This is a genomic window from Stenotrophomonas sp. STEN029, assembly GCF_056760015.1.
The window spans coordinates 19,006-41,155 of record NZ_JBRREC010000038.1 but is presented as its reverse complement, the minus strand read 5'-3'; the positions used below and the strand labels follow the sequence as shown (position 1 = coordinate 41,155).

23 protein-coding genes are annotated in these 22,150 nt (G+C 63.4%); 17 read left to right on the top strand and 6 right to left on the bottom strand.

Translation table 11 applies throughout. The annotated features are described in order from the left end of the window. Nucleotides 1-111 precede the first annotated feature (111 nt). Both ACVOLI_RS10340 and ACVOLI_RS10335 read right to left on the bottom strand, forming a co-directional pair. Entirely contained in the window at nt 112-375 is a 264-nt protein-coding gene (locus tag ACVOLI_RS10340) for a DksA/TraR family C4-type zinc finger protein (protein ID WP_282265397.1), read from the bottom strand. Nucleotides 376-536: 161 nt separating this feature from the next. Further along, nucleotides 537-1,091: a DUF2058 domain-containing protein gene (locus tag ACVOLI_RS10335; protein WP_481534546.1), complete on the bottom strand. Its 555-nt coding sequence runs from the start codon at nt 1,089-1,091 to the stop codon at nt 537-539. 69 nt (nt 1,092-1,160) lie between these two features. Between ACVOLI_RS10335 and ACVOLI_RS10330 the strand changes: the two genes are divergently transcribed. Together ACVOLI_RS10330 and ACVOLI_RS10325 are read left to right on the top strand one after the other, a co-directional pair. After that, nucleotides 1,161-1,658 (top strand): M48 metallopeptidase family protein, encoded by a 498-nt coding sequence (locus ACVOLI_RS10330; RefSeq protein WP_481534545.1) that lies wholly within the window; start codon nt 1,161-1,163, stop codon nt 1,656-1,658. 66 nt (nt 1,659-1,724) lie between these two features. Beyond that, entirely contained in the window at nt 1,725-2,435 is a 711-nt protein-coding gene (locus ACVOLI_RS10325) for an rRNA pseudouridine synthase (RefSeq protein WP_481534544.1), read from the top strand. Between the two features lie 165 nt (nt 2,436-2,600). On the opposite strand, the gene ACVOLI_RS10320 is transcribed toward ACVOLI_RS10325, so the two are convergent. From ACVOLI_RS10320 to sstT, 3 genes are read right to left on the bottom strand one after another with little or no spacing between them, the layout of a single operon-like run. Further along, nucleotides 2,601-2,903: an AzlD domain-containing protein gene (locus ACVOLI_RS10320; RefSeq protein ID WP_481534543.1), complete on the bottom strand. Its 303-nt coding sequence runs from the start codon at nt 2,901-2,903 to the stop codon at nt 2,601-2,603. Further along, entirely contained in the window at nt 2,900-3,628 is a 729-nt protein-coding gene (locus ACVOLI_RS10315) for an AzlC family ABC transporter permease (protein WP_481534542.1), read from the bottom strand. The genes ACVOLI_RS10320 and ACVOLI_RS10315 overlap by 4 nt, the downstream gene beginning before the upstream one ends. Further along, nucleotides 3,628-4,833 (bottom strand): serine/threonine transporter SstT, encoded by a 1,206-nt coding sequence (gene sstT / locus ACVOLI_RS10310; protein WP_481534541.1) that lies wholly within the window; start codon nt 4,831-4,833, stop codon nt 3,628-3,630. The genes ACVOLI_RS10315 and sstT overlap by 1 nt, the downstream gene beginning before the upstream one ends. 123 nt (nt 4,834-4,956) lie before the next feature. On the opposite strand from sstT, the gene ACVOLI_RS10305 reads away from it, so the two are divergent. Beyond that, the gene (locus ACVOLI_RS10305; protein WP_481534540.1) at nt 4,957-6,528 is read left to right on the top strand and encodes a phospholipase D family protein; all 1,572 of its coding nucleotides are present in this window, start codon (nt 4,957-4,959) and stop codon (nt 6,526-6,528) included. A gap of 235 nt (nt 6,529-6,763) precedes the next feature. On the opposite strand, the gene ACVOLI_RS10300 is transcribed toward ACVOLI_RS10305, so the two are convergent. Beyond that, a complete protein-coding gene (locus ACVOLI_RS10300; protein WP_481534539.1) occupies nt 6,764-7,825 on the bottom strand; it encodes an HDOD domain-containing protein in 1,062 nt (353 codons plus the stop codon). A gap of 666 nt (nt 7,826-8,491) precedes the next feature. Between ACVOLI_RS10300 and ACVOLI_RS10295 the strand changes: the two genes are divergently transcribed. From ACVOLI_RS10295 to ACVOLI_RS10230, 14 genes are all read left to right on the top strand, one after another. Further along, nucleotides 8,492-8,830 (top strand): non-heme iron oxygenase ferredoxin subunit, encoded by a 339-nt coding sequence (locus tag ACVOLI_RS10295; protein WP_481534538.1) that lies wholly within the window; start codon nt 8,492-8,494, stop codon nt 8,828-8,830. Continuing rightward, entirely contained in the window at nt 8,827-9,135 is a 309-nt protein-coding gene (locus tag ACVOLI_RS10290; RefSeq protein ID WP_481534537.1) for a recombinase-like helix-turn-helix domain-containing protein, read from the top strand. Before ACVOLI_RS10295 ends, ACVOLI_RS10290 begins: the two co-directional genes overlap by 4 nt. Nucleotides 9,136-9,171: 36 nt before the next feature. Continuing rightward, a complete protein-coding gene (locus tag ACVOLI_RS10285) occupies nt 9,172-10,218 on the top strand; it encodes a Rieske 2Fe-2S domain-containing protein (RefSeq protein WP_481534536.1) in 1,047 nt (348 codons plus the stop codon). Beyond that, nucleotides 10,215-10,985 carry an SDR family oxidoreductase gene (locus tag ACVOLI_RS10280; RefSeq protein WP_481534535.1) on the top strand — a complete coding sequence of 257 codons (771 nt, stop codon included), beginning with the start codon at nt 10,215-10,217 and terminating at the stop codon, nt 10,983-10,985. Before ACVOLI_RS10285 ends, ACVOLI_RS10280 begins: the two co-directional genes overlap by 4 nt. 13 nt (nt 10,986-10,998) lie before the next feature. Continuing rightward, complete coding sequence (locus ACVOLI_RS10275) at nt 10,999-11,793, top strand: IclR family transcriptional regulator (RefSeq protein WP_481534534.1); 795 nt, start codon at nt 10,999-11,001, stop codon at nt 11,791-11,793. 97 nt (nt 11,794-11,890) lie between these two features. Continuing rightward, nucleotides 11,891-12,844 carry a VOC family protein gene (locus ACVOLI_RS10270; RefSeq protein WP_481534533.1) on the top strand — a complete coding sequence of 318 codons (954 nt, stop codon included), beginning with the start codon at nt 11,891-11,893 and terminating at the stop codon, nt 12,842-12,844. Continuing rightward, nucleotides 12,841-14,046 carry an NAD(P)/FAD-dependent oxidoreductase gene (locus ACVOLI_RS10265; protein WP_481534532.1) on the top strand — a complete coding sequence of 402 codons (1,206 nt, stop codon included), beginning with the start codon at nt 12,841-12,843 and terminating at the stop codon, nt 14,044-14,046. Before ACVOLI_RS10270 ends, ACVOLI_RS10265 begins: the two co-directional genes overlap by 4 nt. 149 nt (nt 14,047-14,195) lie before the next feature. Beyond that, nucleotides 14,196-14,717, top strand: a complete 522-nt coding sequence (locus tag ACVOLI_RS10260) for a cupin domain-containing protein (protein WP_481534531.1) — start codon at nt 14,196-14,198, stop codon at nt 14,715-14,717. 11 nt (nt 14,718-14,728) lie between these two features. Further along, nucleotides 14,729-15,592 carry an alpha/beta fold hydrolase gene (locus tag ACVOLI_RS10255; protein ID WP_481534530.1) on the top strand — a complete coding sequence of 288 codons (864 nt, stop codon included), beginning with the start codon at nt 14,729-14,731 and terminating at the stop codon, nt 15,590-15,592. Next, nucleotides 15,589-16,383 carry an SDR family oxidoreductase gene (locus ACVOLI_RS10250; protein WP_481534529.1) on the top strand — a complete coding sequence of 265 codons (795 nt, stop codon included), beginning with the start codon at nt 15,589-15,591 and terminating at the stop codon, nt 16,381-16,383. Before ACVOLI_RS10255 ends, ACVOLI_RS10250 begins: the two co-directional genes overlap by 4 nt. A 94-nt stretch (nt 16,384-16,477) precedes the next feature. Continuing rightward, complete coding sequence (locus ACVOLI_RS10245) at nt 16,478-17,284, top strand: aspartate dehydrogenase (RefSeq protein WP_481534528.1); 807 nt, start codon at nt 16,478-16,480, stop codon at nt 17,282-17,284. Beyond that, nucleotides 17,281-18,774, top strand: coding sequence for an aldehyde dehydrogenase (locus tag ACVOLI_RS10240; protein ID WP_481534527.1), 1,494 nt, complete (start codon nt 17,281-17,283; stop codon nt 18,772-18,774). Before ACVOLI_RS10245 ends, ACVOLI_RS10240 begins: the two co-directional genes overlap by 4 nt. A 71-nt stretch (nt 18,775-18,845) precedes the next feature. Further along, nucleotides 18,846-20,489: a thiamine pyrophosphate-binding protein gene (locus tag ACVOLI_RS10235; protein WP_481534526.1), complete on the top strand. Its 1,644-nt coding sequence runs from the start codon at nt 18,846-18,848 to the stop codon at nt 20,487-20,489. 285 nt (nt 20,490-20,774) lie between these two features. Next, nucleotides 20,775-22,079: an MFS transporter gene (locus tag ACVOLI_RS10230; RefSeq protein WP_481534525.1), complete on the top strand. Its 1,305-nt coding sequence runs from the start codon at nt 20,775-20,777 to the stop codon at nt 22,077-22,079. Nucleotides 22,080-22,150: the final 71 nt, after the last annotated feature.

The window sequence follows — 22,150 nt, the reverse complement described above, 5'->3', positions numbered from 1 at the left end:
CAGAGCGATCCCCGCCTTCGCGAGGATGACGAGCAGGAGCAGGGCTGAAACAACAGCCAAAGCCGCAAACCACAGCGACGACCACAACAGGCACAGACACAGCCATCGTTCCTAGCGCAGCTGACTGTCCTTGCTGCCGCGCCGGTTATAGCCGGCAAACGCCTCGTCCTCGTCCTGCGCCTGCTGGCAGGCAATGCACAACCTCACGCCGGGCACGGCCTTGCGCCGTGCTTCTGGAATCGGCGCATCACATTCTTCGCAATGTTCCAGCCCCGGGCCGCTGGGCATGCGGCTGCGCGCACGCTTGATCGCGTCCTCGACGGTGGCGTCAATCTGATCCTGAACGGCGGTGTCGCCCGCCCAACCGGTAGCCATGTCCTGTCTCCACGTACAGCAACACAGGCAAATTGCCGCCTCCCTGGACACAATTCAAGGGCTGGCGGCCAGGCGTACAGCTGCCTGAACAAGTTCCACCGGCGGAGGGCTGGCCGCTCACCACAGGCGTCGGCCCGCGCCAAGCGGCGCGAGCACAGCGTTCACCACATCAGGTCGTCAGGCACCTGGAACTGGGCGTAGTACGCATCGTCCTCGGCATTGCCGGTGGAAATCGGCGTATCCGCACTCTGGCCGTGGTCGAGGACGATCAGGCTGGCGTCACGCTCACGCACCTTTTCCGCAGCCATGCGCGGCAGCAGTTCGAAACTGTCGCCGTGCCGGGCGATCACCAGCGCACCATTGGCCAGCTGGGTGCGCAGCGCCTCGGTGACCAGCATCGTACGGATCACTGCGCCGTCGTTGAAACGGTATTCCAGCTCACCGGCGCGCGGCAGCTTGCGGTCGGCGATGATCTGTTTGGCCTGCGCGCGCAGCTCGTCGGCGCGACGCTGGGCATTGCGCTCGGCGGCCAGCTGGCGGTCCTTTTCGGCCTTCTCGGCACGGGCGCGATCGGCCTCGCGCTGGCTCTCGGTCGCACTGACCGGGCCCTTGCCGTGGCGCGCCTTGACCTGCTCGCGCGCCACCTGCGAGACCTGCGATTTCTTCACCAGGCCAACCTTGAGCAGCTGTTCCTGCAGTGGATTACCCTTTGCCATCGTCGTTGTTCATGGTTCTGTTGCCGAGGCTGCCATCATAGCGGCCTGCCCTGTCCCGCCCAAATGCCCATGCTTCCGCTGAAATACCTGAATGGCTATCCCGAACACCTGCAGCAGCGCGCCCGCGAGCTGCTGGACGCGGGCAAGCTGGGCGAAGCGGTCCGCAAGCGCTACGCCGAGCCCAATCCGGTGCGCAACGACCGCCAGCTCTACGACTACGTGCAGGCCATCAAGGAGCGCCACCTGCGCCAGTCGGTACCACTGGGCAAGGTGCTGTATGACGGCAAGCTGCAGGTGGTCAAACACGCGCTGGGCACGCATACCGCCATTTCCCGCAACCACGGCGGCAAGCTCAAGGCCAGTCGCGAAATCCGCATTGCCAGCGTGTTCCGCGAGGCCCCGGCCGAGTTCCTGCGGATGATCGTGGTGCATGAGCTGGCCCACATCAAAGAGGCCGACCACAACAGGGCCTTCTACCAGCTGTGCCTGCACATGGAGCCGGATTACCACCAGCTGGAGTTCGACCTGCGCCTGTACCTGACCGCCTTGGAACATGAACCCGCCTGAGCCGATCATCGCCCCGGCCTCGCCACAGCGCTACACTCCCCGCCCTTCGTAGAACCCATAGCCGCCATGACCACCCCGATCCGTCTCGACAAGCGCGTTGCCGCGCAGCTGCAGTGCTCGCGCTCGCAGGCCCAGCAGTACATCGAAGGCGGCTGGATCAGCGTCGATGGCGTGGTCGTGGAGACCCCGCAGACCATGGTCAGCGAGGAAATCATCACCTTGGCCGCCGAAGGCAGCACCGAAACCGCTGAAGCCGCCACCTTCCTGATCAACAAGCCGGCTGGCTGTACCGCAGAACAATTGTTCGCGCTGCTGGCCGACGACAACCGCTTTGCCGACGACGCCTCCGGCATCCGTTCGCTGCGCCGTCATTTCCAGCGCCTGGACTACCTGATGCCGCTGGATGATGCCGCCAGCGGCCTGGTCGTGCTGACCCAGGATTGGCGCGTACGCCGCCACCTGCAGGAATCCGGCGCCAGCCTGGAACAGGAGTTCGTGGTCGAAGTCAGCGGCGAACCGACCCCGTGGGCGATGCCCAGGCTCACCCATGGCCTGGTCCATGAAGGCCGCAGCCTGCCGCAGGCCAAGATCAGCTGGCAAAGCGAGCAGCGCCTGCGTTTCGCAATCAAGGACGTGCGCCCGGGCCAATTGCAGTTCATGTGCAGCCAGGTTGGCCTCAAGGCCGAACAGATCCGTCGCCTGCGCATCGGCCGCATCGGCCTGAGCAAGATGCCCGAAGGCCAGTGGCGCTACCTGGCAGCCGAGCAGAAGTTCTAGGCCAAGGCCCCTCAGGTCTTGTTGGAGCGGTGTCAGCCGCGAAGCCGGTGAATGGGCCGTGTGCCGAACGCCTGCGACTGCAGATCGTCAGGCGTCGTTTTGTGTCGTGACCGGAGAGATGGTCAGCTTCGCGGCTGACGCCGCCCCCACATCCGCCAACTGCGCTTATAGCAATCGGATCACCGCCGCGGCCGTCGCACCAATAATCACCACCAGCAAGAACGGCAGCCGCAGCATCAGGGCGACCGCCGCGGCCAGCAACGCGCCAATGCGCGCATCGAAGGCCAGCCCCTGCCCGGCCGACACGGTGTTCATCGCGGTCAACGAGGCCAGCAGGCCTATCGTCAGGCAGCCTGCAACGCGGTTCATGCGCGGTGATTCCAGCCAGCGCAGTGGCACCAGGTAGCCAGCGAACTTGATCGCCCACGCGGCAGCGCAGCCCAAGACGATCCACGCCCACAGTGTCATCGTGCCGACTCCTGCTCGACCTTGGGCGCGACATCGGGCTCCAACCCCTCATCCGCCGGGCCATGCCCAAACCAGCCCCAAACCGCGGCCACTGCCGCAGCCAGGAGAATCGGCACCCCGGGCGGCACCCACGGCAGCGCCAGCACCGTCACCAAGGCACAGACCACGGCAATCGCCACCGGCTCGCGTGAACGTAGTCGCGGCCACAGCAATCCCAGGAAGGCCGCCACAGCCGCACCATCCAAGCCCCACTGGCGCGGGTCACCCAACGCATCGCCAAGCAATGCGCCGAGCAGGGTGAACAGGTTCCAGCACAGGTAAACGCCCAGCCCCGCTACCCAGAAGCCGCGACGCTGTTCCTGCGGATCGCTCTGGCTTGCCGCAGTGGCGGCCGATTCATCGATGGTGACCTGCGCCGCCAACGGCTTCAGCCAGCCACGCGGGCGCAACATGCGGTTGATCTGCGCGCCATACACCGCGTTGCGGATGCCCAGCAAGGTGGCGGCGCCGAACGCCGCCGCGCCTGCACCACCAGCACCAATCACGCCGATGAAGGCGAACTGCGAGCCACCGGTGAACATCAACAGGCTCAGCGCGGCGGTCTGTGCCACGCTGAAACCCGACGCCACCGCCAACGCACCAAACGAGATGCCATACAGACCGGTCGCAATCGCTATCGAAACGCCGATGCGTACCGCTGGCGTGACGCGCCCGGCCATTGCCATCAGGCGCGCCCGCGTGCCTGTTCGGCCGCCGCGACAAACACCACGTCGGTGGACGAATTCAAGGCGGTTTCAGCCGAATCCTGCACCACGCCGACAACGAAACCGACGCCGACCACCTGCATGGCAACTTCATTGGAGATGCCGAACAGGCCACAGGCCAGTGGAATCAGCAACAGCGAGCCACCCGGCACGCCGGAGGCGCCGCAGGCACCAATAGCGGCAACCACGCTGAGCAGCAGCGCGGTCGGCACATCGACCGCGTAGCCCAGGGTATTCACCGCCGCCAGGGTCAACACGGAGATGGTGATCGCCGCACCGGCCATGTTGATGGTCGCGCCCAGTGGCACCGCTACCGAATAAGTGTCCTCATGCAGGCCGAGCTTGCGGCACAACTCCATGTTGACCGGAATATTGGCCGCCGAGGAACGGGTGAAGAACGCAGTGATACCGCTCTCGCGCAGGCAGCGCAGCACCAAGGGATAAGGGTTACGGCGGGTCACCACGGCCACGATCAGCGGATTGCCAACGAAGGCCATGAACAGCATCGCGCCGATCAGCACCGCCAGCAGATGCAGGTAGTCCTTCAATGCGCCCAGACCGGACTCGGCCAACAACGAGGCAACGATACCGAACACGCCCAGCGGCGCCAGCTTGATCACCAACCGCACCACCCAGGTGATGGCATCGGAGAAATCACTGACCAGGTTGCGCGTGGTCTGGCTGGCGTGGCGCAGGGCCAGGCCCAGACCCACCGCCCAGGCCAGCAAACCGATGTAGTTCGCGTTGAGCAGTGCGTGCACCGGGTTGTCGACGATCTGCATCAGCAGGGTATTGAGCACCTCGCCTATGCCGCCCGGCGCGCTCATGGCGCTTTCAACCGTCTTCAACGTCAACGTGCTGGGGAACAGGAAGCTGGCCGCCACGCCAACCATGGCCGCGGCCAGGGTGCCAATCATGTACAGCATCAGGATCATCCGGATATGGGTCTTCTGCCCCTGCTGATGATTGGCGATGGAGGCCGTGACCAGCACCAGCACCAGGATCGGTGCAACCGCCTTCAGCGCGGAAATGAATACCGTACCGAGCAGGCCGACAGCGGTGGCAGCGGCAGGCCAGGCCATCGCCAGCACGATGCCGGCGATCAGGCCAATGACAATCTGCAGCACCAGACTGGGCGCTCGGAAGGAGGAAGAACGTTCGGTCATCACAGGGCTCGCGGCAAACGCAAACCCCGATTCTCGCCCAACGGGGGCGCTCCCCGCACCCCCGGAACGTCATGGAATCAGGACAAACTGACGCCTGATCACGAACACCGCTAGGATGCGCCCATGGAAAACAAGCATCGCCCCAGACGCCTGCTGCGGTTCCTGGCCTATCTGCTGGCCTTTGTGCTGCTGTTGATGGGCAGCGGCCTGCTGCTCGGCGACCACCTCACCCCGAAGGCAGTCGGTGCGCCTTCACACGCCCTGCCGCTGCAGGCACAGCAGACCTTGATCGACCGCCAACTGCGACCGCTGCTGGCCGAACATCCGGGCAAAAGCGGCGCGGTTTACCTCTCCGACGGGCTCGAAGCCTACGCCGCACGCTCCATCATCACCCGCCAGGCCGGACGCAGCCTGGACCTGCAGTACTACATGTGGCACGACGACATGCTCGGCCACCTGCTGGCACATGACGTCTACCAGGCCGCCGTCCGCGGCGTGCGCGTGCGTCTGTTGCTGGATGACATGAACGCCGCCGGCCTGGACCCACAGATGCTGGCGCTGGACAATCACCCCAACATCGAGATCCGCCTGTACAACCCCTTCCGCAACCGCGATGGCCTGTGGCGCCTGGTCGAAATGGTGCAGCGGGTTTTCAGCATCAACCACCGCATGCACAACAAGGCGTGGATCGCCGATGGCCGCGTCGCCATCGTCGGCGGCCGCAATATCGGCGCCGAATACTTCGATGCGCGCCCGGACGTGAATTTCCGCGACCTCGACCTGCTGCTCGCCGGTCCGGTGGCCAGCGAAGCCAGCACGGTATTCGATGACTTCTGGAACAGCGACGCCGTGGTGCCGATTGCAGCCCTGCATTACAGCACCGACCAGCAGATGGCCAACTTCATCAGCCAGGCCGAGCTGGACGCCCGCCAACAGGAAGCCGAACCCTATCTTCAGCGCGTGCGAGCGCATTTCACCGATGCCTATCTCAGCAAGCAGCTGGACCTGCATTGGACTGACGGCGTGAGCATCCACTCCGATCCCCCTCGCAAGCCCAGTGGTGGCGACAGCAGCCAATGGCTGGTCACCCGGCTGGTCGAGGTACTGGGCAGCGCTGAACACAAATCACTGCTGATCTCGCCTTACTTCGTGCCCGGTGCGGTCGGCACCAAGGGCTTGATACAGCAGGCCGAGAACGGCGTGCAGGTCGGCATCATCACCAACTCGCTGGCGGCCAACGACGTAGCCGCCGTGCACAGCGGCTACATGCATTACCGGCGCCCGTTGCTGGCTGGCGGCGTGCAGCTGTACGAACTCAAGGCCCGTGACCACATCGAGAAGGCATCCACCTTCGGCAGCAGCGGTGCAAGCCTGCATACCAAGGCCTTCGTCATTGATGATCGCCGCGGCTTCGTCGGTTCGTTCAACCTCGACCCGCGCTCGGCCTACCTCAATACCGAAATGGGCGCGCTGTTCGATGACCCGGTGCTGGCCGCGCGGTTGCAGCAGGAATACCTGCGCCTATCCAGTGCAGAGCTCAGCTACTGGGTCTATCTCAACAAGGACCACGAACTGCGCTGGCTGGACCGCAACAATACCCCTCCAATCAGCCTGCGTACCGAACCGGACACCAGCCTCATGCAGCGCACCAGCACGCGCATGATCAGCTGGCTGCCGTTGGAGTCGCAGCTCTGAACCACGCCATCGACACACTACTCGATATCCGCCCAACCGTAGCCCGAGCAAGCGCTGGGCACCAAGGCCGATGGCAGAAAGCCTGACAGATCACCAAGTCCTCGCCACCGGGGTGGGCTGCGCTTACCCGGGTTACGTTACTGGACCCGCGGTTGTATGCCATGTCGGATAGCAGCAACCGCATTGCGACCGACGGAGAGGCCGCCCCAGCCCGCGTCGCCCTCGCCTGGACACTTCATTCCTGCACGCCATCAGCCTGGTGCATGCGCTTCCATAGCCACATCGCCACATGCTCGGGTAGCTCCACGGCGAGCGCCGCGCAGGCATCTGCCTCGCTCATCAAACCCTGCGCATGCAGCATTGCCGCGCTGGCCGCAAGTTGACCAACCTGCAATGACCGCGCCAAACCTGTCGCTGCACCTGCATCCACCTGCTTGAGTGCCTGCACGATGGGCGCCGACAACTTCCAGTGTTCGGCAATCCGCACTGCGGTAGGCCCCCGGCACCGCGCCAGCACTTCCAGCAGGGTTCCCGGCTCGCGCATGCGTAACGGCGGTTTGGCGAGCACGTCTGCGGCTGCCTGCATCGCCATGGCCGCACTAAGCCCCAGCAGCAAACCAGCCAACTGTGCTGCAAACCCGTCCTCGTGCTCGACACTGCGCGCATGATCGGCCGCAGCCAGTGACACCCGCAAGGTGTGCTCCCACAGCAGCCGTGCGAACTCTGCGTCCTCTCCCCTGGCCGACTCCATCACCGGCTGTACCAGCGCAGCGGAAATGATCTGGCGGATACCATCGTTGCCGATCAGGGTCACCGCCCGCTCAATGCTCTGCACGTCCTGCTGCTGCAGTCGATAGAGTGAACTGTTGGCGATGCGCAGCAGCGTGGCTGCCAATACCGCATCGCTACCGATGATGCGGGCGATTGAACGCGACGAGGCGGCGCTGTCATTGACGCTCTGGATCAGCTGCGGCAGCAGGTTCGGCCGCCGTGGCGTGTAGCGCGAAGACATGTCGGCACGACTCAATGCCGCCACCACATCATCAACCACCGCCCGCTGCACCCGCAGCTCATCGGCCCCTGCATCGGCGCTCCCTAGCGCAGCGAGCACAAATCGCCTCTGCAGATCTTCGGTGCAGACAAGCGGGCGGGCCTCGGACACGGCGCCGTCCTTCCCCGCAGCCGGAATCGAATACGCACGTCGCTGCGGCTGCGCCGATTCGTCATTGCCGCGCAGCCAGAGCCAGACCAAGCCTCCGACCACAACCGCTGCAAGCACTGCCGAAATAATCACCATGAGAGAAACAGATAAGGTCCGCGCGGAGAACTGCCCTATATATCGGCTCGCAACCGACTTCCTTTAGCGCCCACCGCCGCCGCGAGTACAAGAATGAATAAAACAACACTGCCAAGCCCACTCCAGTTTCTACTCAAGCTCACCCCTTTTAAGACAAATCCCAAAGAAACCCGGCAATAACCAATTCTATATTCAACCGAACAGATTGGTTCTCGTTCAAAACCATCAGGCGCCCACATTGCGCAGCCTTGGTCATTTACCGACCCAGCCATACCGATATTCCCCAGCACTACGCAGGATCACCAATACGCACCTCCAGCATCCAGCCCCCTGGGTTCCAGCACGCGCGCAATACGCAATACAAACGGGCGCCTTGTAACACGCAAAACAGGGCAGAACCTCTTGAATCAAGGCATATGAATGGCGATTTAGTTTCACCAGTCAAACCAATGCTGCCAGCCTCCGGGGCACACACCACCCACTTCGCAAATTCAAAGTAAATAAAACACGCCAAGTATCGAATCTGTGAATACCAGCACATGTAAACGGCCACTTTCCTTATTGCAGCCAAACCAGTGACTGCTATGTTGAATCGTAGTTTCTGTAATGAGATTTAGTTTCAAATATAAAACCTCACCCTCAACACCGATGAGCGGGCAGAACAGCATGACGTGGAAAACTGTTTGTAATCAGTCGCAGGTACGCGACGAATATCCCTTCGCGACCAAGGTCGCTGGCAAGGAAATCGGCATATTCCTGGTGAATGGCGATTACTACGCCCTGGAAGATGTCTGCCCGCATGCCTATGCCCTGCTGAGTCAGGGATTCGTTGAAGACGGCAAGGTCGAATGCCCACTGCATGAGGCGGTGTTCGACATTCGCAGTGGCCGCTGCCTGCGCGAACCTGGCGGCCGTGACCTGCGCACTTATCCGTTGCGGATGCAGGGCGAGGACATACAGATCGATCTGTCCAGCATCGACGCGGGCCTGGAGCACGTCGCATGAGTATGCAACTCGACTTCAATCCGCAGCTCAAGCAGTGGCAGAAGCCGCTGCCTACCAATGATCCGGGCGCAGGCACCATCGAGCAGCCCGGCCGCTACGACAACATCGTCTGGCAGACCCGTACCCGTGCTGCCAACGAGCACGAACTGCGGCTCGTACACGCGCTTGAGCAAGCCTTCAGCAACGGTGCCAGCGAGGTCGCCGATCTGGTCCAGCAGCTCAACGAGTTAGGCGTTTACGACTCCGGCGGCAAAGCCTGGACCGAAGTCTCGTTCCATAAAGCCTTTGCCGCTCTGGGCTATTGATCCTGCACACGCAACGCATCCTGGGAGGGAGCATTGATGGCAAGCAAGACAGCGATTGAAGCGCACCTGCGCCGCGGCCTGCGCGAACTGTGGTACCCGGTCGTCGCGAGCTGGGAAGTATCCAATGCCCCGCTGGGCATCACCCGCCTGGGTGAAAACATCGTGCTGTGGCGCGATCACGGCGGCCGCGTGCATGCACTGGAAGATCGCTGCCCACACCGCGGGGCACGTTTGTCGATGGGTTGGAACCTGGGCGAACGCATTGCCTGCTGGTATCACGGCGTCGAGGTCGATGGCAGCGGCACGGTCAGGGATGTACCCGCGGTGAGCGCCTGCCCGCTGGTAGGCAGCCAGTGCCTGCGCAGCTACCCGGTGCAGGAACGGCATGGCGCGATCTTCCTGTACTTCGCCCTCGATCCGCAGGCGGAGGTGCCACCGTTGCTCCTGCCTGAGGAACTGGAGGACGGCGCCCAGTACAGCAACTTCCTGTGCACCGCAGGCTGGCAGTGCGGCTACCAGTATGCGATCGACAATGTCATGGACCCTATGCACGGTGCCTACCTGCACGCGGCCTCACACTCCATGGCCGAAGGCGACCGCAGCGCCGAAATGCAGGTGGTTCCCACCAACACCGGCTTCATCTTCGAGAAAACCGGCCAGCGCGGCGTCAACTTCGACTGGGTCGAATTTGGTCACAGCGGCGCGTTCTGGCTGCGTCTATCCATCCCCTATCGAGCGCAGTTCGGGCCAGGTGGTCCGTTCTGGATCGTGGGCATGACCGTGCCCGTGGACGAGGCCAATTGCCGGGTCTTCTTCTGGCGGATCCGTAAGGTGCAGGGGTGGCAGCGCGATGTCTGGCGCTTCATGTACCGCACGCGCCTGGAGCAACTGCACTGGGACGTGCTGGAGCAGGATCGCTTGATTCTGGAGAACCTCGCTCCCGGGGCACGCAACCAGGAGTTCCTCTATGCGCATGATGCCGGGCTGACCCGGGTGCGCCGCGCAATGCAGAAGATGGCAGAGCGCCAGCTCGACCACCAGTCGGCGCTGGCACCCGCTGCAAACGAGGCAGCGCACGCATGAGCAAGGCTGTCGTCAAACACCTCTTGCTGGACGGACGCAAGGTACTGGTCACCGGCGCCGCACGCGGCTTGGGCCTGAGCTTCGCCTCGGCAATTGCCCGCGCCGGTGCGCGGGTAGTGGTGGCCGACGTACTGGATACCAGCGGCGCGCTGCAGCAGTTGCGCGCGGAAGGCGCGCAGGCTGATGCGGTGGCGATCGACCTCGCCGATCCCGCGTCCGTGGACGCCGCCGTCGCCGAGGCCGCGCGACTGATGGGTGGAATTGACGGCCTGGTCAACAACGCCGCCATTGCCACCGGCATAGGCGGGCCGTTGATGGACGAGCTGGCGACCGAGGTCTGGGATCGAACGCTGCAGGTCAATGTCCGTGGTACCTGGTTGGTCAGTCGCGCCGCCCTGCCCCATCTGCGTGCATCCGGCAACGGCAAGATCGTGATGCTCGCGTCCGATACCGCCCTATGGGGTGCACCGCGTCTGTTGGCCTATGTGGCAAGCAAGGGCGCCGTACTGGCAATGACCCGATCCATGGCGCGCGAGCTGGGTGCCGACGGCATCTGCGTCAACGCGATTGCGCCGGGCCTGACCCGCTGCGAGGCCACCGAGTACGTCCCGGCTGAACGTCACGCGCTGTACCAGAACGGCCGCAGCCTGCCACGCGCGCAGTTCCCGGCCGACATCGACGGCACGGTGCTGTACCTGCTTTCAAACCTCTCTGATTTCGTCACCGGGCAGACCCTGCCCGTCAACGGCGGCTTTGTTTTCAACTAGAAGGATGGCGGAAATGTTATCGCCCCAGGCAACATCGCTGAAAGAACAGAACCGCTACATGGTGCCGGCGCTGGAGAAGGGCCTGAACATGCTGCTGCTGTTTGGCCAGAACCGAGGTGAACTCAGCTTCACCCAGGTCTGCCAGCGCACTGGGCTACCCAAAGCCTCGGTGTACCGCACGGTGCAGACACTGGAACAGATGCGTTTCCTCACCCGCAATACCGCCAGCGGCGGCTATAGCTTGGGCATCAGCGTGTTGCGCCTCGGCTTTGACTATCTGTCATCGATGGACATCGTGCAGATCGGCCAGCCGGTGATACAGCGCCTGCGCGACACGAGCAGCTACTCCGCGCACCTGTGCGTGCTGGATGGGCGCGACATCGTGTACGTCGCGCGGGCAAGCGCGGTCGGCGAGATCGGTTTGGGCGTCGGCGTCGGCACCCGCCTTCCCGCGCACTGCACCGCCATCGGCCGGGTGTTGCTGATGTCCCTGCCAGAGCAGGAGGTAAGCACATTGTTCCCGGAGCCAAATTTTTCTTTCACCTCCGAGCAGGGCCCGAAGACACCGCAGGAACTGATCGACCTGCTTGGCACCGACAGCGCTCGCGGCCACGCCATCAGCGAGTCGTTCTATCAACCCGGCGTGTCATCGGTGGCCTATCCGCTACGTGATCGCGAAGGCAACGTACTGGCCTCGATCAGCGTAATGGTTCCGCGCTCGGTGCTGCCACCGGACCTGAAGCTGTCGTTGAGCATGCAGGTAAAGAAAGCCGCGCTCGAAATCGAGGGATTCCTGCACGCGTCCTAGCTGGATCGATGTTGGATCCAACCGATACCCATAGCTGTCGCCGTTTGCCTGTCACGCTGGCCTCACCGCCCCGTCACCACCCTTTGGAATGGTAGTCATGCAGATCATCGGTATTGAAGAATACGAGTTTGGAGTCGAGAACCTTGCGGACTGCGAGCGCTTCCTCAACGATTTCGGCCTGAGTCCAGTCGCCTCCGCGCGTTGCAGCAATGGCTGCCACAGCGTGGAAACACTGGACGGCTCACGGGTAACGCTCTACCCGCTGGACGATCCAAGGCTGCCCCAGGCCATCGAGCCTGGATCCACCCTGCGCAGGGTAACCTGGGGTGTCGCCTCCGCAACAGCCCTGCAGCACCTGGCCGAAGCATTGGTTGGGCAACCGGGCTACTCGCTTGATGCCGAAGGTGTCAGCTGTCGTGACCCCAATGGCATGACCCTGCAGTTCCGGCTCAGCACCCGACGTCCGGTGGAACTGCAACCCTCGCCACCGATCAACCAATGGGGGGATATGCGGCGCGTGGATCAACCCAGCCCGGTATACGAGAGAGCAACGCCAATTGGCATCGGTCATGCGGTGTTCTTCGTCGATGAACTTGAGCCCATGGAGCGTTTCTACCGCGAGAAACTTGGCTTCCAGGTCTCCGACCGCTATGTCGGCCGCGGCGTTTTCCTGCGCGTTTCCGCCCGCGCCGGCCACCATGACCTGTTCCTGCTGCACCGCCCGGGCAAGGCGCGCGGGCTCAATCATGTCGCCTTCACCGTGCGCGACATCCAGGAAGTCTTCGGCGGCGGACTGGCGATGAGCCGTGCTGGCTGGGCTACCTTCCTCGGCCCCGGCCGACACCCGATCTCCTCTGCTTACTTCTGGTATGTGCGTAGCCCAACCGGCGGCGCTTTCGAGTTCTACACCAATGAAGATCACCTGACCGAAGCGTGGACGCCACGCGAACTGCAACACTCGGTTGAATCATTCACCGAGTGGGCAGTCGAAGGCGGCATTGATGCCAACACCCGCCGCCAACTCCGCGCCAGGGAGGTGCCCGTCGCATGAACACTATTCGCGACATGGTCATCGTCGGCGGCGGCCAGGCAGCGGGTTGGGCAGCAAAGACGCTGCGTGACCTGGGCTATGCCCAGCGCCTGAGTGTGGTCGCCGATGAATCGCACGACTTCTACGAGCGCCCGCCGTTGTCCAAGGATGTGTTGAGCGGTGAGCGCGAGCCGGCGCAGTTGCGTCTGTTCCCACAGGACACGATTGACGCGCTGAACCTGCACTGGCACCGACCGCGTCGCGCTTGCGTCATCGAACGGCAGTCGCAGAACGTGATTCTGGATGACGGAACTTCACTGCCATACGACCGGCTCCTGCTTGCTACCGGCAGCCGCCCACGCCTGCCTGATCCGCAATGGGCGCAGCTTGAAGGCGTCGTCGTGCTACGCAGCGCAGATGATGCACTCCTGCTGCGCCAGCGCTTGCACAGCTGCCGGCGCATGGCCATCGTTGGTGGCGGCTGGATTGGACTGGAAGTTGCAGCGATGGCGCGTACGCGCAGCATCGAAGTCGTCATCTACGAGCGCGGAACACACTTGTGTGGTCGAAGCATAGGTGCGGACGTTGCCGAGCGTCTGGCCAGCCTGCATCGCGAGCAGGACATCACCTTGCGACTGCAATGCGGCGATCTTTCTCTCACGCAAACAATTCAGGGTGTGGAGGTGCGCACAGAAGCCGATGCACTTGTCTACGACACGGTACTGGTTGGCGCTGGCGCACAACTCAATACCGAGCTGGCACAGGCGGCTGGCCTGAAGGTCGACCACGGCATCGTCGTGGATGGCAGTGGCCGCACCAGCGATCCGGCCATCTACGCAGCAGGCGATGTTGCCCAGCATCCGGTACACGGGCTCTGCGTGCAGTCCTGGGCCAACGCGCAGAACCAGGGCATTGCCTCGGCCCGCGGCCTGTTGGGTCTGGACGCAAATTACGACGACGTTCCCTGGCTCTGGTCCGATCAGCACGGCATGAACATCCAGATCCTCGGCCTGCACTCGCAGCACAACATCAGCGTTCACCGCGCCAGCGCCGATGGCCGGGACATCTACTTCCAACTTGACAAGCAGAGTCGTCTGCAACACATGGTCGCCTTCAGCGACCCGCGCGCCATCAAGCTCGGGCGACGCTGGATGGCAACCTCACGCCCATTGAATGCCAGTGACCTGGCCAACCCGAACTATGACTTGATGACGTTGCGCTGACCGCGCGCCGCCGTCGAACAACACCTATTGACGTGCTCGCGCACAGCGGGCCCGGCAGCGCTTTGCCCAGCGATCAGCGCTGGGAGAACCCGGCACCCTCCGACGACGACATGCCGGCCACCGTTTGTTGAATGACATGGAGATCGACAATGAGTAAGCCAGACGTCGCTATACGCGCACAGAGCACCGTCAGTCTTGATGAGCGCATGCAGCCGCGCATCGCGCGCTACCAGAGCCGCAGCTATGACTGGGACGCATTGAAGTTCCAGGCCGATTTCGACCCCAAGTACCGGCGTGCACAGATGCGCTACATGGGTACCGGTGCAACCGGCGTTGGCGCGGACAACAACACCGTCCCTTCGGACAGCTTCACATTCTCGACGATGGTGCTCCCAGCCCAGTGCGAAGGTCCGCTGCACCTGCACGATGATGTCGAAGAGGTGTTTTTCATACTGCGTGGAAAGATCATGTTGACGCTGGAGGAAAACGGCGAACGCTTCGAAACCGAACTGACCGAGCGCGACCTCATCTCGATCCCGCCGGGCATCTACCGCGGCCTGTTCAACCACGGCCAGGAAGAAGCCCTGATGTGCGTGATGCTGGGCTCGCCCAAACCGCGCATACCGACCTATCCGGTGGATCACCCGCTGTCCAAGATCAAGCGCAACTGAGGCCAACTGCAATGTCAGCTAGCGCATCCCGTATCGCCTCGCCCAGCGAGTCGCTGCACTGGCAGCAACGCTGCCAGATCGTGGCAGGACGCAGAATCAGCTTTCGCGAATGCGGCAGTGGGCTCGCGGTGGTATTGCTGCATGGCATTGGTTCCGGCGCTGGATCATGGCAGCTGCTGTCGACGCTGCTGACGCAGCGTGTACGGGTCATTGCCTGGGATGCCCCAGGCTACGGCGATAGTGATGCCCTGGCCGAACCGCAGCCCAAGGCAAGCGACTATGCCAATGCTTTGCACGGTCTTGTGGATGCGCTTGGTCTGCACAGGTTCGTACTGGTCGGGCATTCGTTGGGAGCAATGATGGCAGCCGCCTATGCGGCCGCCCATCCGCAGCATGTGCATGTGCTGCTGCTTGCAGACCCCGCCCAAGGCTATGCCAATGCACCCGCGGCTGCACGCACACGTGCGTGCAGTGAGCGGGTACAACTGCTGGCCAACTTGGGCCCTGAGGAGTACGCCTTGCAACGTGCCCCGGGTCTGTTGCGCCCGCATCCCGCCGCTGAAGCCCTGTCGGCCGTGCAGGACTCAATGCGGCGCCTGCGCCCAGCCGGCTTCGGGCAGGCCTGCGCGATGCTGGCTCACGATGACATCTGGCGTTATCTGACGAAGTGGTCCGGCACCACGCGTGTGGTCAGCGGCGACGTGGACAACATCACCCCACCGGCTGACGTCAGCGCTCTGGCACTACGCCTCAAGGCCCCATTGCGCTTGCTGCCGGGTGCCGGCCACGCCTGCTACCTGGACGCTCCTGCGTCCTTCGCCAAAACCGTGCTGGAAGCCGCGCGCGGCATACCCCTTGCCAAAGGAACACCATGAAATTCGAAGTCCAGGGACGCACTGCGGTAGTCACCGGCGGCTCATCCGGCATTGGACTGGAGACCGTCCGCCTGCTGCTGGCGCACGGTGCACGCGTGGCCTTCTGCGGCCGTGATGCGCAACGACTGGCAGAGGCCGAAAGCATGCTCCGCCGTGAGTATCCTGATGCCGAGCTGCTGGCCTACAGCGGCGATGTTCTCGACCGCGCCACCATGCACGACTTCGCCAATGCGGTGCATGCGCGCTTTGGCGGCACCGACATGCTGATCAATAACGCCGGCCAGGGCCGCGTAGCTTCGCTGGCCGAGACCGTCGAGGAGGATTGGCTTGACGAAACGCGGCTCAAGCTGTTCGGTGTCCTGCATCCATTGCAGGCCTTCCTACCGCAGCTGGAAGTCAGTGACTGCGCCTCGGTGACCTGCGTCAACTCGCTATTGGCACTGCAGCCGGAGCCGCACATGATTGCCACCTCCGCTGCCCGCGCCGCCTTGCTCAACCTCACCCATTCTCTGGCACAGGAGCTGATTGCCAAAGGAATCCGGGTCAACTCCATCCTGCTGGGCATGGTCGAGTCCGGCCAATGGCGGCGCCGCTATGAAAGCCGCAGTGACACCGATCTGGACTGGAACGACTGGACCGCTCGTATCGCCGCGCGACGCGGCATCCCCATGGGCCGCATGGGTCGCCCGCATGAGCCCGCACGTGCCCTGCTTTTCCTGGCATCACCGCTGGCTTCCTACACCACCGGCAGCTGCATCGATGTGTCCGGTGGTTTCAACCGCCAGGTCTAAGCCGCCGTCAGCCGCGTGGCCCAAACCCAACAGCCTCGTTTCGTGATGGCCGCCGCTCGATCTGAAATCCGGTTTCACAAGGAGCTCTCCCGCAATGACCCGCACCTGCAGTAAACGCATCCTGTTGATCGGCTATGGCGCCATGGCGCGTGAAGTCGTCGCGCGCTTGCCCGATGGCGTAAGCGTGGCTTGGGTGATCGTCCCCGCTGAGTTCAGACGAGACATAGCCGCTGAACTGGAACCACGGGGCATCGCTGTGCTTGAGGATATCAAACAGTTGGACGCGGTACCGGACCTGGTCCTGGAATGCGCCGGCCATGCAGCGCTTTCCGAGCATGGCGTTCCTGCATTGCAACGCGGATGGCGGCTGGCCGTAGTCTCGGTAGGCGCACTGGCCGACACAACGCTCTACCAGCAGCTGCTATACGCCGCACGCAGTGGTGGTGCGACCCTGCAGCTGCTCTCCGGCGCCGTCGCCGGCATGGATGGACTCGCCGCTGCTCGTGAAGCCGGCCTGGACGAAGTGGTCTACATCTCACGCAAGGGAACTGCCAGCTGGCGCGGTTCGGCCGCCGAGCAGATGATCAACCTCGACAGTGTCACCGAACCCACCGTGTTCTTCGAGGGCACCGCCGGCGAGGCGGCACATGCCTTCCCTGCAAACGCGAACGTGGCTGCGACCATCGCGCTCAATGGCATCGGCATGGACGCGACCCGGGTGCTGCTCATGGTGGACCCACACACCCGCCGCAACACCCACCGCATCCATGCGCGCGGCGGTTTCGGCGAGATGACGATCGAGCTGGCCGCGCATCCGCTCCCCGGCAATCCGAAGACATCGATGCTGGCTGCGCTCAGTGCGGTACGCGCTTGCCGGCAGCTACTGGAGCCGCTGGCATGAGCATCCACAACGTGGCACCGCTGATTGAACATGACATCCCGGTGGGCGGGCAATGGCGCCAGGGTGGCGGCACGCTGATGCGCTCACTATTCCCTGCCGACCAGAGCATCAATGCGCAACTGCATGCAGCCGACCTCAACGATGTCGAGTACGCGATAAACGGTGCCGAGCTTGCGTGGCGCAACCCGGCGTGGCGGGAGCAACCGGCACACCAGCGTGCCGCAGTCCTCCACCGCGTCGCCGACCTGATAGCCGCCCAGCGCGAACCGCTTGCACGCCTGCAGACCCGCGACAACGGCAAGCCACTGGCCGAATCCAGGGCGCTGGTGGACAGCGCATCAGCCACGGCGCGCTACTTCGGCGCTGTCTGCGAAACCCTGGATGGCGAACTTCCCAGCCCACGCAGCGCGGACTTCATCAGCTTCAGCTGCTACGAGCCGATCGGCGTGATCGGCGCGATAACGCCGTGGAACTCCCCCATTGCCAGCGAGATGCAGAAGATCGCACCGGCCCTTGCTGCCGGAAACGCGGTGGTACTCAAACCCGCCGAAGCAACACCGCTGGCAGCATTGGCGCTGGCCCGGCTGTTTGAACAAGCCGGTTTGCCCGCCGGCCTGCTCAGCGTGCTACCCGGGCGAGGCTCCATCATCGGCGAGGCCATTGCCCGGCATCCGCTGGTGCGCAAGATATCCTTCACCGGCGGCACCAGCACCGGCCGCCATCTTGCGCATGTTGCCGCCGACAAGCTGATTCCGACCTCGCTTGAGCTTGGCGGCAAATCTCCGACCATCGTGCTCGACGACGCCGACATCGAACTGGCCGTTCAAGGTGTTGCCTACGGCATCTACAGCTCGGCCGGGCAGGCTTGTATCGCAGGATCCCGTTTATTTGTGCACCGCTCCCGCTACGCGTCCTTCATCGAGCGTCTGGAAGAAGTTGCGCGTGGCCTGCGCATTGGCCATCCCGAGCACGACGGCGTGCACATTGGCCCCTTGATCAACCATGCCCATCGCGACAGCGTCGCCGCTTATGTAGCGTCCGCATTGGCCGACGGTGGCCGCCTGCGCTTTGGCGGTTGCGCCCCGGCCGACAGCAACCTGGAAATGGGCAGCTATTACCTGCCTACCCTGATCGAGGACCTGCCCGCGAACGCCCGCGCCTGCCGCGAGGAGATATTCGGCCCGGTCCTGATCGCACAGCCCTTCGACGACGAAGACGCCTTGATCGCACAGGCCAACGACAGCGTGTTTGGGCTGGCAGCCGGTATCTGGACCAGTGACTACCGCCGCGCCCTGCACCTTGCCAAAGGCCTTCAGGCAGGAACGGTGTGGATCAACACCTACAAGAAATTCTCCATCTCAACACCGTTCGGTGGCTTCAAGGAGAGCGGACTGGGCCGCGAAAAAGGCCGCCAGGGCCTGCTGGCCTACATGCAGCAGAAGAGCATTTATCTGGGACTTGAACGTACCCCAATGGGATGGAGCCGATGAGCAGCGAAGCCATGACAACCGAGCAGATCACACCTTCCACTGATGCAGGCCTCCACGCGGAGCCAAAGTACATGGACAGCAACGAACGCATTACCGTTGCCGAAGCCATTGTCCGCGTGTTGGAAGCCTATGGTGTAGATGCCGTGTTTGGCGTCATCTCCATCCACAATCTGCCCGTGGCCGACGCCATTGGCCGACGCAGCAGGATCCGCTTCGTGCCCGCGCGGGGCGAAGCCGGCGCTGCCGCGATGGCCGATGGGCACGGCCGTCACAGTGGCTTGGGCGTCGCCTTGACCAGCACCGGCGCGGGTGCCGGCAACGCTGCCGGCGCGTTGATGGAGGCACTCAATGCCGGCACGCCACTGCTGCATATCACCGGCCAGGTGGAACGTGAGTACCTGGACCGCGATGCCAGCTTCATCCACGAAACCCGCGACCAGATGAGTCTGCTGCGCGGCTGCTCCAAGGCAGCATTCCGCATCCTGCATCCCGAACAGGCGGTCGCCATCACCCAGCGTGCCATCCAGGAGGCAATGCGCCTGCCGGCAGGGCCGGTCAGCATCGAAATTCCCATCGATGTACAGGCCGCCAGGATCGAAGTGCCGTGCAGCATCCAACGCCTGCCGCTGCCGATTCCCGCACTCGATGTCGCTGCAGTGACGGACCTGGCCACGCGACTGCAGCAAGCCCAACGCCCGATGCTCTGGGTAGGTGGCGGCGCCATCGGCGCCACCGGTGCGGTGCTGCGCTTGGCCGAGTTGGGTGTTCCGGTTGTATCGAGCACCCACGGTCGCGGCATCCTGCCGGACAGCCACCCGCGCAGCCTGCGTGCATTCCACAACGCCACCGACGTCGCCCGCCTGCTGGCGGAGAGCGATCTGTTGATCGTGGCCGGCTCACGCCTGCGCAGCAACGAGACCGCCACCTACAGCCTGTCGCTGACGACCAAGCGCGTGCAGATCGACATCGACCCCGCGGCCTGCAACCGCAGCTACCCGATGGAGGCCTTCGTGCTGGGTGACTGCGCACAGGTATTGAGGCTGCTGGCCGATGCGTTGCAGCCGACGCCCAAGCACGACCCGCTACGCGATCACGACATCTGCTCGGCAACCATCGCCGCAGAGTACGCTTTGCGCGAGCAACTTGGCCCTTACGCAACATTGTCGGATGCGGTACGCAGTGCGCTGCCCGATGACGGCATCTTTGTCCGCGACATCACCATGTCCGGCAGTACCTGGGGCAGCCGCCTGCTCAACTTCCAGCAACCGCTGCAGAACATCCATTCACTGGCTGGCGCGATCGGGCTGGCCCTGCCTACCGCCATCGGCTGCGCCATCGCCAACCCGCAGCGCAAGGTCCTGGCACTGATCGGCGATGGCGGCCTGATGCTCAACATCGGCGAATTCGCCACCGCTGTGCAGGAGCAACTGGACGTGGTGTTCCTGATAATGAACGACGGTGGTTACGGAGTGATGCGCGGCATACAGCAGAAGCACTTCGGCGACCGCCAGTACTACAACCAGCTGCATGCACCCGACTTCCATGCACTGGCTGCAGCGATGGGCATGCGCGCGTGGAAGCTGGACGACAGCAGCAACTTCGATGCCGTGCTGCACGCGGCCGTCGCCCACCCCGGGCCAGCATTGGTGGAAGTGGATATGGATGCGATCGGGCCGTTGCACTTCTCCGGTCCGCCACAGAAGAAACTGTACTGAAACAGCGCTGCGGCGGCGGTGTTACCCCAACAACGCCCGCGCACCACGCGTTGCCCGCACTGGAGACAGTCCGCCAGCTGCAGCGGCGTACTGCCCGAACACACCTGCTCCGGCAGCACACGGGCAACCTGAGGTCGCCAGCCAAATGAAGGCTACACAGCTGTCGAGATGCGATCACAACTCGCACAGCTTGCGCAGCACTGCCCGGGATCTACCAACACAAACGCAGCTGCCAGCTGTTCCCCTGTCACGCGAGATGCGCCACCAATGCAAAGGAGAAGTGCAATGCAAGCACGAAGTGCACGCTGGTTCGGCGTCACCACGCTACTGGTGATCGTCGCCATTTCATTCATCGACCGCATGAATATCGCGTTGATGGTCACGGACCTGCAGTTTCTGCAGCACTTCGGCATGGTCGCCGAGGACCGTGCCAGCCAGGCAGCGCTCAGCACCGCGTTCATGGTTGGCTACGGGCTGTCGGCGTTCGTGCTGACGCCCTTCTGCGCGGCACTGCTCGGAGTGCGTCGCAGCTTGATACTCGGACTGATCCTGTGGGGAGGTGTCACCTTGCTGTCGCCTTCATTCGACAGCTACGCGATGCTGCTGCTCTCGCGCGTACTGCTGGGTATTTCCGAAGGGCCGCTGTTCGGCCTGGCCTCCTCCTACATCAAGGCCTACTTCGAAGGCCATGAGAACGGCAAGCCAAACTCCCTGGTCAACATGGGAACGGGCCTTGGGCTGGCCATCGGCATGCCGCTGATCAGCAGCCTGATCGCCATGCTCGATTGGCAGGGCGCATTCCACGTGCTTGGGTTGATCAACCTGCTGATCGGCTTGCCACTGGTGCTTGCCTACATCCATATGCCCAAGCTGGCGGTCTACCAGCAACGCCACGACTCGGTGCGTGACATGGTCGCGCAGGTGCGACAGATATTCAGCGGCGCATTGCAGACACGGCACCTGCTGATGATCACACTATTGACCGCCGCCTACCTGGCCTACCTCTGGGGCAGCGTCAGCTGGTTGCCCACCTACCTCAAGGAAGCACGCGGCTTCGCCCTGCGCGAGATGGGCTGGCTCGGTTCGCTGCCGCAGTACGCGATGATAGTCGGCGTGTTGCTCAGCGGCTTTGTCATCGATCGTATTCCTCGCAGACAGGTACCGCTGATCTTCGTGGTTGGCAGCATCGGCGTTGCCATGGCGGTACTCACTGCGCTCAACGTCAACGACAAGTACCTGGCGGTGGTGAGTCTGGTGGTTGCAGGCGTATTCTGCGGCATCCAGACCCCGCCCTTGCCCAGCACCGTGCAGTACTACTCGCAGCCACAGCACGTGGCCAGCGCGATGAGCATCACCAACGGAACCGGGGCGTTGGTATCCGCGTTCATGCCACTGGTGATGGGCAAGGTGATGATGCTGATGTCTGACAGCGGTGCCTCGCAGCATGCAAGTTTGAGCGCGGGGTTTGCCGTACTCATCGGCACCCAACTGGTGATCCTGATCTGCGGCTGGGCGCTGTGGTTACGCGAACGCCGCAGCGCAACAGCGCGTTCGATGCCGACATCGCAGACCTCCGCCCGCAAAACCTGAGGCTGCGAAGCCCCTATCGCTGCCAGTCAACGGCGCACGAAAGCACGAACCTCACCGCTATGCCACCGTCC